This is a genomic window from Sphingobium sp. Ant17 (genome assembly GCF_000588875.1).
Lineage (GTDB): Bacteria > Pseudomonadota > Alphaproteobacteria > Sphingomonadales > Sphingomonadaceae > Sphingobium.
Genome location: NZ_JEMV01000104.1, coordinates 1 through 9,696, shown reverse-complemented (window position 1 = coordinate 9,696; position 9,696 = coordinate 1). Strand labels below are relative to the sequence as shown.

Genomic DNA, 9,696 nt, shown 5'->3' with positions numbered 1-9,696 from the left:
CGAGATGGAAAAGCGGCCTGTCTGATCTTGATGAGTGGAAATCGGCGGCTGAACGTCTTGGAAGGGTCGATTGACCCTCGACCTTTTCATCAGGACCGGCGATATCGCCTTATGGCGTCCGATCGTAAAACCGTTGAATTCCTTGTTGAGCAGATGGCAGGCGGCGGCACCGTTTCRGCCAAGGCGATGTTTGGCGAATTCGGCATTTATTGCGATGGRAAAATGGTCGCATTGGTCTGCGACGACCACCTATTCGTAAAGCCTACGGTTGGAGGGCGGGCATTCGCTGCCGATGCGGAAGATGCCCCTCCATATCCCGGTGCAAAGCCCTGCCTCCTGATCGACGCGGAAAAGTGGGATGACCGTGAGTGGCTTGCTGAGATTGTTCGTATCACATCCCAGGAATTGCCTACTCCCAAGGTCAGGACCAAGCGCAAATCCGGTTGATGCAACGTTGGCAGAAGCCCTTGTTAAACGAATATCCGCTTTTTGAATGTGCAGGTGCATCGTTGAATGTCCGGCAAGAGTCGATGACTTCCGATCCGCTACAAGCGCATTGGGAAGCGAACGCACCGGCGCTCTTGTAGCGGAACCGAAGGCTGTGGCGGGCTGGCGGTGTACACGGCCGTGAAATCTACAGCCCCAGTTCTTCCAGTCCGGGATGATTCTTCGGCCTTTGCCCGAGCGGCCAGTGGAACAAGCGCTCCCCCTCGGAGATCGGAAGGTCGTTGATGCTCGCTATCCGCCGCGCCATCAGACCATCGGTCGCGAACTCCCAATTCTCATTGCCATAAGAGCGATACCAGGCACCTGCATCATTACGCCATTCATAGGCGAAGCGCACCGCGATCCGATTGCCGTCATAGGCCCACAGACCCTTGATCAGCCGATAGTCCTGCTCGCGGCTCCACTTCGCAGTCAGGAAGGCGATGATAGCATCCCGCCCCTGAAGGAACTCGGACCGATTCCGCCACTTGCTGTCCTCGGCGTAGGCAAGCGCCACGCGCGCGGGATCACGGCCATTCCAGCCATCCTCGGCGGCACGAACCTTTTGCAACGCGGTCTCATGGGTGAAAGGCGGGAGGGGCAGGCGCAACATCGGAATATCCTTTCAGGCAAAGGGCGTAGCGAACTCAAGGCGAATGCCACCCGGAATGAAGACGAGGAAGTGACGCGTTAAAGCCCCCGGACGGATGGGACCGGGCGCTGCATCGACGACCACCTCCGGATGCGCCGTCACCGCCTCCCACGCCGCCTGCAGCGCGGCATCGTCGGCGACCGCCAGCGAGAGATGATGGAGACCGATATTCGCGCGCCGATCAAAGGTCCGGGCCGTCAGCGGGTCCGCTGCGCGCCACAAGGTTAGCAGTATCGCTCCGTCCGACACGAAGATGGAGGGATAGTCGGGCACGCCGCCTACCTCGTCGAAACCCAATGTGCCACAGAAGAAGGCGCGCGCCTGATCGAGGTCGGGCACGGTTAGGCCGACATGATGGATGCCGTGAGTGAGCTTGCCGGTCATGATGCTGTTCCTTCCAGTTGGGCGATGCGGGTACGCAGCGCCGCGATCTCATCAATGAGGGGTTGGGAAGCGCGCCGTACCTCCGCCTCGGTAAAGCGCGGCGTGATGTGTTGCGGGCAGTTCCAGTCATATCCGACGACGTCGATCAGGAAGGCGCGTTCCGGTTCGGCGGCATAGCCCTGCGGCATGAGCGCGGCGATATCCGCCGCATCCTCGCTGGAACGGGCATGGCCGATGATCTTGAGCCGACGGCGGTTCGGATAATCCATCAGGAACAGCGCAACACGGCCGTCTGCGGCAAAATGTGCGGCGGAAAGATATTGCCGGTTCCCCCGATAATCCGCAAACCCGATGCGATTGCCCTCGATATGGCGGAGGAACCCTGCCGGCCCGCTACGATGCTGGACATAGGGCCAGCCATCCTCGGACACGCTCGCCATGTAGAAACTGTCGCGGGCGGCGATAAAGTCCAGTTCGCGTTTTGTCAGCACGTCGACCGGCCCCGCGCCGGCTTCCATACGGGCATAGGAGGCGAGCGATCCTCCTGCCTCTTGCATGGCGCGGGCACCGGGACCGAAGAGGGTATGGAGAAATGTCTGTGCCATGGACGGAGACATAGCGCGTTGCCCTTGGCACGATAATCGGCGATGATAGACGTTCACTATTTCATTTTGAGGAATAATGGACCGCTTCGAGAGCCTCTCTGTATTCGTCGCCGTGGCCGAGCGGCGCGGCTTCGCGGCAGCGGCGCGGTCGCTGGATATGTCGCCGCCTGCGGTCACCCGCGCGGTCGCGGCGCTGGAGCGGCATCTCAACGTGACTTTGTTCCATCGCTCGACGCGGGCCGTGTCATTGACGGACGAAGGTGCCGTCTTGCTCGACCGGGCCCGGCGGATCCTGGCAGACCTGCGTGAGGCGGAACAGATTGCCATGGGCGGGCGGTCCGTGCCGCGCGGTCAGCTCTATGTGACCGCGCCGGTGATGTTCGGACGCCTTCATGTTCTTCCAGTCATCAATGCGCTGCTGGCGAGCCACGCGGGTTTGAATGCGCGCATGATGCTGCTCGACCGCAATGTCCGCATCATCGAGGAGGGTATCGACGTGGCGGTGCGGATCGGGGCACTGGCAGACAGCACGTTGCGCGCCGTGACGATCGGCTCGGTCCGGCAGACCATCGTGGCGAGCCCGGCCTATCTCGCCGAACATAGCGCACCCACCGATCCTGCCGAACTTGCCAGCCATAATTGTATCTTGGGCAGCGGAGTGCGCGTCGGCAGCACATGGCCGTTTGGTGTACGGGGCGACAGTATCGTGGACGTGGTCCCCCGCCTGATCGTCAACAGCATCGATGCTACCATCGCCGCTGCTGAGGCGGGCGTGGGGCTGGCCAATGTGCTGAGCTACCAATCGGCCCCGCGCATCGCGAACGGGCAGTTAGTGGAGGTGCTGGCGGATCATGCCCCGTCCCCCATGCCGGTAAGCCTGCTCTACGATCCCGGTCGGGCGGCTATGCCTGCGGTTCGCGTGTTCATTGAGGCCATGCGGGAACAAGGGCAGCAAGGAGCGTGGTCCTGATCAAGATCGGTGCGAGCCGTGAGCACAAAACCATTGTCCCGAAAACGGAGCGAAAAGTCCGGTTGCGGGAATCAAGAGTTCCCCTTTGAAAGACCGAAATGGGTTGGTTTTGCCAAGCGCCGACCGCCGCATCTGGGACATTCGCGACAGTCGGCTTTCGAGGAGTGATAATGGAATAGCCGACATTCCGACTCAGCGGTGGCGATGTCAGTTCGCCAAAAAACCCGACTTTCGAGGCTGAACTTCAGTCATCTGATAGCCCTTGTTCATTTCAGCCGGTGAGTTAGCGTTTCTAGCGTTAGAGGCGGCGGCACCGGTTTCTACAGCCCTCAATGCTAGCGCGCGTTGGCCAATGAGCGCATAGCCGAAAGCGGAAAATTCGCCGCGCGAACGGGTGGGTTATTGCAACGTTGAGAGGGCACAGGATTTGCGCACGCGTGAAAACCTCATAACCGAACGTGCTGGCATCAATCATGCTCGCGTCGTTGTCGAGCGATCTGGCTCCTTGTTCAAGGAAATCAATCTCCAGCATGATTTTGGACACGACGCCACGATCATCCTCGTAATCAATGGTGAAGTGCAACCGCGCGAAGTGGCGTTGCAGGTCAAATCGGGGCTAAGCTATAATACCGAGTATAAGTGCCACCTGCCTGCCACGGCTGGCCATATCGACTTTTGGGCGCGGCACGATCTGATCACGCTGGGCATCGTCTACGACCCTGAGGTGGATGCTGCTTACTGGATCGACCTGCAATCCGAATGTAGCGCGCGCAAGCGGGCCGGTCATATCGGAGGGGCAACGATCAGCTTCCCCAAGGCGGCATGGAACCGCTTCGAAGTACCTCACTTTTCGAATGTTTTAGTGCCGATGCTGCTGGGTCAAGCGCCGACAATTCCCCTTGCGACCGCGCTCGAATGGGCAAGGGCATCGGACCCTCACACGCATGTTCTTGGTGTCCGCACGTTGCTCGTGAGGCACAAGCAGGCGGCGGAGACCTGGTTGTGCCTGTTGGAAGAATTCCACGGCCGAACGCCTGAAACACTGTCCATCGACATACCGGTCGGTTTCGCAAAATTGCTCGGCCATTGCGATATCGGTGATTACACAGGCAAGGTCGACGACGAAGTTAGGCAACTGGTCCAAATTGCGCTTAACTCCTTTAAGGTTGATGATATCGCCAAAATGCTACTCATGCTGGACGACGATGAGACGTTCGACCGCGGGCAACTTGGTTATGCGTTTTTACCGCTGCTCGGCGGACGGTCGGACAGCCTGGCCTTGATCTCCGAGCTGCGCGACGATGACAGTCGGGACGCTAAGGTTCGCGAACTGGCGGATTGTTTATTAAGTTTGTGTCGGCACGATCCCGAATGGTGGTCGCTTTGGCTACGGGCAGCCTAAGTGATGGCCCAAGAAGATCGTTGCAATCGCGGGCGGCGAGCATTTTGGCAAAGCCACACAAATTTTTCAGCGTGCATTGGGCACCGCTAATGTGTCGACACCTGAAGCCTCGCCCTTGCGTTTCGAGAGGTGTTCGTGATCTTAGGGAGGAATTGCTCCGATTTTTGAGGGTTCAGAGTTGGTGAATTTGCCTCAGCCGGACTTCCGCGGCGTGTCGCTTGACTGGAAGGCTTTTCGAGATCTCGCGATCATTGGGATGGCGGGACTGACCGATTATCTCATGGATGATACCGACCATCCGTTCATCGACGGCATGGTCAATTACAAGCGTGTCGTTGACGCACTTGGCTTGACGTATGCGCCTGATTGGATCGACGATCTGCGGCAGGATTTGGAAAACTTTGTCGAGTCCATCGCCTCGCACGATAGTGCGCCAGTAGACGATCAGCTAACTGGTGGCCATTGGGTGTATCTCAACAGCGGTTTCTCCGAGATCGCGTCGCTGCTTTACAAGAGCTATTATGTGCCGCCGGCTGCTCGTCTGAGCTACGACGAGTTTCGCGATATCCTAATCTTTGAGTTGGTCGGCATGGCGCAGGACGGGGTCGGGGAAAATGGCGGAAATCCGGATAGCTCGCCGCCGACCTATGACCTCAAGTTGGTATCCGAGCATTTTGCGCTGCCGACAGAACCTGGCTGGATTGAACGAGCGTCGACGGAATTCCTGCACGCGGGCTTCATTGCCCGTGAATCTGGTCAGACGGCCGACCGCGAACGCTACGTCGTCACTCGTGAAGGATATGAGCATGCCCAGACACTCTCTGAGAGATTGAGTGAGGCTGATGGGCTTCTTTTGAGCGGCGGGCGGGGCAGTGTCTATTTCTCCGTCGACGCTAGCCATATCTCAAGGCTCGGCCTCGAACTCGTCGCCAAGCAGGAAACCGCGGTCGCCGAGTTGGTTAAAAACGGATATGACGCTGACGCCACAAACGTTGAGTTGATATTTCGTGAGCAGGGTGGCAGCACATCGCTGGATATATTCGACAACGGTTCTGGCATGGATATGGCGCAGTTGAGCGCGGGCTTCATGCGCCTGTCCACGCCAAATAAGGTCGCTGCCCCCCTGTCGGCCAAGTACAACCGCCAGAAAGCGGGACGAAAGGGAATTGGACGCTTCGCCGCCCAACGCCTCGGCCGTCGTCTCGTGCTGGAAACAGCGACGGCCGGAACGCGCTTTGGTTTGCGGCTAGAAATAGAATGGGAGCATTTTACCGCAGAGCGCGATTTGGTGTCGGTGCCGATCGCTATCACGCGAATTGAGAAGCCCTTTGCACACGGCACAATGCTCCGCATCTTCGACCTCAGAGATAGTTGGTCAACGGCACAAATTGAGCGCTCCCATCGACACATTGCCGAACTGATTCAGCCCTTTCCCTTAGCGAGCACGTCATCTGAGGAAGATGGAGATCCAGGCTTTCTGGCATCATTCGTTCGGGAGCGAAATGGTGCAGCTGAAGTTCTTGCGGATGCATGGACGGCATTCTTTCAGCATGCCTTGGCGGAGATCGAGGGGAACGTTGATGGCGAGGGTCGGGCGAGTTGGGCCGTAACGTCAGGCCGTTTTAACATTGCCCAAGGAGCGATCCCGATCGGGCCGACCAAGGAAGATCCGAGCGCCTGCTTTTCTCATCTGCGAGACGTGAAGTTTAAGGCGTATTACTATATCGACAAGGAAACCCAGCGTTCCTTTCGCTCCAAGGTGGCCGAAAAGCTTCAAAGCAACGGTGGTATCAGACTTTATCGCAACGGCTTCCGAGTGCTGCCCTATGGGGAACGATTTGACGATTGGCTCAAGCTCAATGCTTCCAATCTCCTGCGAAAGGTTCTTCCACCGCATAGCAACCGAAATTTTCTCGGCTTCGTCGAAATCAGTGACGTGGATGGCACGCAGTTCGAAGAAACCTCAAGTCGGGAGGGACTCGTAGAAAATGAGTCCTTTATCGAACTGAAGGAGTTCGTTTCTTCTGTTCTAAAAACCGCGATCCTTCCGATCGCCGCTGCACGTGATCGCCGCTTGACGACTACTGATACGAGGCAAAAGCAACGTAGCCCCAAGGGGCAAGCCGATGATATTCTGGCTCGGCTGGCGACATTGGAGAAAAACGCCCGCGACAATCCGCAATATGCGATCGCGCTCTCCCAGGTTGTAGATTCCGTTCGCCAATCCGTCGTCGAGATCGGCGACACCGGCGAGGCGCTGCTAGAAGAGCTCGGAATGGTCCGAGTTCTGTCAAGCCTGGGCCTTGCGATCGGTGAGTTTACCCACGAAATTAGACTTGCCTTGGAGGCAGTAAAAGCCTCCGTTTCTTTACTGGCCGTGAGCGTCTCAGACAGCGAGAATAGTTCTGAAAAAGCCGAGCAACTATTTGATCAGCTCGCCGATTTCGAGGGGTATTTAACTTATTTTGATGCAACCGTTCGTGATAATGTCAGTCGGGAAGTATCTGCTCTCGAAATTCGCGATGTAGTCAATTCCTTTTTGGGTGTGGTTTCCCCCAAGATCAAAAGAAACGAACTTTCGATGGACAAGAGCTTTGACGGTTATGGTCTCTTCACCCGTCCTATGCATAAATCGGAGTGGGCATCCATACTGATAAATCTGTTCACAAATTCACTCAAAGCCATAAGGCGGGCCGGGGTACAGGGCAAAATTATGATTGAATGCGGCCGTGCCGACGGAATGATCTACCTCGATTTTATGGATAATGGGGACGGCATTCCGGCCGCAAACTCCAAACGCATCTTTGATGCGTTTTTCACTACAACATCTTTGAGCGGTGCTTCCGATGAAGATGGGACCTTTGCAGGAATGGGGATGGGTTTGAAAATCGTTAGAGACATCGTTGAAACGGCTGAAGGTCAGATCGTGCTTCAGGATCCCAAGTCCGGGTTCTCGACTTGCTTGCGCGTCCTCGTTCCAGAGGCAAGCGATGAGGAAATCCCATCAAATGCCTACTAAATATATCTGTCTCGATGACGAAGTTGAGAAGGTGAAGCCGATCGTCCAGGTGCTTGAAGCGGCACATCCTGATCTTTCAATCGAAATCAGGTCGCCATACAAATTCGATGAGGAAGTCCGTCAGCTGACCAAATTTGATTATGATGGTCTTCTGCTGGACCTACGGCTTGATCGTGCAGCTGATGCCGATGGCCAGCGGGTCAACTACCGCGCGCTGGCGCTTGCTCAAGAGTTGCGAACCAGGATGACGGAAGACGGGCGCGGCCGACCTATGGTCCTCTGGTCGGTCGATGACAATTTCAAGCTGTCCTATGACAAGGATGAAACGAGCCACGACCTTTTTGACAAACAATATTACAAGGTCAACATCACCAAAGATGCCAGCAATATAGCGACCGAGATGATCGATCTGGCAAACGGCTACAAAGCGATAAGCGCAACGCGATCGAAAACTGTCAAGAATCCGTACAGCCGACTGATAGATCTGCCGTCGGCGTTCGAGATTCTCGATCCACGGATAGCTCAGGGAATCGCCGACGATCGGGCATATCCGGCTCATGTTTTTGCGCGATCGATCTTGCGAAATCTCATTTTCGGCAATGGCCCGTTGATCGATGAGCGCACCCTCGCTTCGCGGCTCGGGATCGATATTGAGAAGTCTGAAGACTGGGCAAAGCTGCTCGACAAGTTCGCCAAGCCAGCAAAATACACTGGCGTGTTTGGTACCGCGTGGCCTCGTTGGTGGATGCACAAGATTGTTGAAGCTTGGTCTGCCTTAACCGATGAAGGCGGCCTCCAACGTATGGAGGCTGAGCAACGTGTCGCGTTGTCAAAGAAGCTTCTCAAACTTCCCAAGTTGGAGGCCGCTATTCCCATCGCAGAGGATTACGACCGGCGATACTGGTATGTATGTAAATTCTTGAAGGCGCCAATTTCACACGCCGACGCCGTGCAGCTGTTCGTCGATCGGAGGGAATGGCAAGACGGTGTCTATGCGTCCGTGCAGGCGATCCTCGATCGTCTGCACAAGGCGGACGGGTATGAAATCCATCCGTTCGAAAGAGGGCGGATAGAGGACCTGATGCAGAGCCTGAAGAATGGCTAAGAATAATTACTGGGATGACCGCAAGAAAGCAGCGACAGCTCTTCGGCATCTAGGAACTATCCTATCGCGCAACGGAGTTTGCGTCGATACGTCGCCGATCAGCCGGGCAGCTGATCAATGTGGCTCAAATACCTCACAGCGGGATGATCGTTGGGGTTACGACATTTCAAACCTCGTCTTCAACATACCGGTTCCGAAGGGGACTCTACCGACTACTCTGCAGAAATTTCGGGCCGAATTGAGCGTTTCGGTGGCCGGGCAATTTTCAGCCGACATATGCGACCAATTCACTAAGCTTGAGGTTAACCTAGAGAAATTTGCCCAAGGGCAAAATGGCGCAAGTTTGCAAGCAGCTTGGCATTTTGATCGACATATTATAGACGTAAAGAAGGAAGACCGACACAATACTGATGACATCCACCCGCTCTACCACTTCCAATTTGGTGGTTCTCGGATGACGAGGATTCATCAGCGGCTTGGCGACACCCTACTTCTTGATCCACCGAGACTAATGCATCCTCCTATGGACGGGATTCTTGCCATAGACTTTGTGTTGGCGAATTACGCGGGACAAGTGTGGAAGGCGCTTAGGGGAGATGAGCAATATAAACGACTCGTAATCCCTCAATTTGAGAAGATCTGGAAGCCTTATTTTAGTGGAGTAGCGGAAAGTTGGATAAACCCACGAAATGACATATCTGGCTATCTTTGCCCTTTTATCTAGAGCGCTGCGTGTCTTGGTATATTTATTACGGAAATCGGTTCATTTTTGTTGGTCCCAAGTTGATGCTTGAGTGTCTGTGTTGGGTCGAACTTGGTGGTGGGAACCAAGACGAGCGGACGTCTACCGTCCCATTTTTACGCTACGAGCCGATGGCCAGGACTGATCTCGATCTCGCGCGGGGACAAGCGAAGGTCCGCTTACGCCTATCGCACCGACCGAACCGACTTTCAGGAACGTCCGCTTCCGGGGAATGGAAAGACGACCGGGAAGGATTACAAAGGGTCGATTTGCGGAGATCAAAGGCCGTAAACCGGGACTTTACGGTCATTCCCGCGAGAAGTTTGCAGCG

General features: G+C 55.9%; 9 protein-coding genes. 6 read left to right on the top strand and 3 right to left on the bottom strand.

The genetic code is table 11. The features are described 5' to 3' along the window. Positions 1 to 447 (top strand): TfoX/Sxy family protein (locus BF95_RS23595; RefSeq protein ID WP_235209965.1); only part of this gene is annotated, 447 nt, incomplete at its 5' end. 187 nt (positions 448 to 634) lie between these two features. Here the strand turns inward: BF95_RS23595 and BF95_RS23590 are convergent. From BF95_RS23590 to BF95_RS23580, 3 genes are read right to left on the bottom strand one after another with little or no spacing between them, the layout of a single operon-like run. After that, positions 635 to 1,099 (bottom strand): nuclear transport factor 2 family protein, encoded by a 465-nt coding sequence (locus tag BF95_RS23590; RefSeq protein WP_043155044.1) that lies wholly within the window; start codon positions 1,097 to 1,099, stop codon positions 635 to 637. Positions 1,100 to 1,111: 12 nt separating this feature from the next. Continuing rightward, positions 1,112 to 1,522, bottom strand: coding sequence for a VOC family protein (locus BF95_RS23585; RefSeq protein ID WP_043155043.1), 411 nt, complete (start codon positions 1,520 to 1,522; stop codon positions 1,112 to 1,114). Further along, positions 1,519 to 2,127, bottom strand: a complete 609-nt coding sequence (locus tag BF95_RS23580) for a pyridoxamine 5'-phosphate oxidase family protein (RefSeq protein WP_043155042.1) — start codon at positions 2,125 to 2,127, stop codon at positions 1,519 to 1,521. The genes BF95_RS23585 and BF95_RS23580 overlap by 4 nt, the downstream gene beginning before the upstream one ends. A gap of 76 nt (positions 2,128 to 2,203) precedes the next feature. Between BF95_RS23580 and BF95_RS23575 the strand changes: the two genes are divergently transcribed. The 5 genes from BF95_RS23575 to BF95_RS27685 all read left to right on the top strand — a co-directional run bounded on the left by BF95_RS23575 (position 2,204) and on the right by BF95_RS27685 (position 9,347). Further along, complete coding sequence (locus BF95_RS23575; RefSeq protein WP_043155041.1) at positions 2,204 to 3,097, top strand: LysR family transcriptional regulator; 894 nt, start codon at positions 2,204 to 2,206, stop codon at positions 3,095 to 3,097. 427 nt (positions 3,098 to 3,524) lie between these two features. Beyond that, complete coding sequence (locus BF95_RS23570; protein WP_043155040.1) at positions 3,525 to 4,499, top strand: DUF4365 domain-containing protein; 975 nt, start codon at positions 3,525 to 3,527, stop codon at positions 4,497 to 4,499. A gap of 181 nt (positions 4,500 to 4,680) precedes the next feature. Continuing rightward, positions 4,681 to 7,518, top strand: coding sequence for a sensor histidine kinase (locus BF95_RS23565; RefSeq protein WP_152542911.1), 2,838 nt, complete (start codon positions 4,681 to 4,683; stop codon positions 7,516 to 7,518). Beyond that, positions 7,508 to 8,623: a hypothetical protein gene (locus BF95_RS23560; protein ID WP_043155039.1), complete on the top strand. Its 1,116-nt coding sequence runs from the start codon at positions 7,508 to 7,510 to the stop codon at positions 8,621 to 8,623. The genes BF95_RS23565 and BF95_RS23560 overlap by 11 nt, the downstream gene beginning before the upstream one ends. Next, positions 8,616 to 9,347, top strand: a complete 732-nt coding sequence (locus tag BF95_RS27685) for a hypothetical protein (protein ID WP_152542841.1) — start codon at positions 8,616 to 8,618, stop codon at positions 9,345 to 9,347. Before BF95_RS23560 ends, BF95_RS27685 begins: the two co-directional genes overlap by 8 nt. Positions 9,348 to 9,696: the final 349 nt, after the last annotated feature.

What these genes read in the sequence shown, in the direction of transcription:
- BF95_RS23590 (WP_043155044.1), bottom strand. Translation starts at nt 1,099, where the DNA reads ATGTTGCGCCTGCCCCTCCCGCCTTTCACCCATGAGACCGCGTTGCAA.
- BF95_RS23585 (WP_043155043.1), bottom strand. Translation starts at nt 1,522, where the DNA reads ATGACCGGCAAGCTCACTCACGGCATCCATCATGTCGGCCTAACCGTG.
- BF95_RS23580 (WP_043155042.1), bottom strand. Translation starts at nt 2,127, where the DNA reads ATGGCACAGACATTTCTCCATACCCTCTTCGGTCCCGGTGCCCGCGCC.
- BF95_RS23575 (WP_043155041.1), top strand. Translation starts at nt 2,204, where the DNA reads ATGGACCGCTTCGAGAGCCTCTCTGTATTCGTCGCCGTGGCCGAGCGG.
- BF95_RS23560 (WP_043155039.1), top strand. Translation starts at nt 7,508, where the DNA reads ATGCCTACTAAATATATCTGTCTCGATGACGAAGTTGAGAAGGTGAAG.
- BF95_RS27685 (WP_152542841.1), top strand. Translation starts at nt 8,616, where the DNA reads ATGGCTAAGAATAATTACTGGGATGACCGCAAGAAAGCAGCGACAGCT.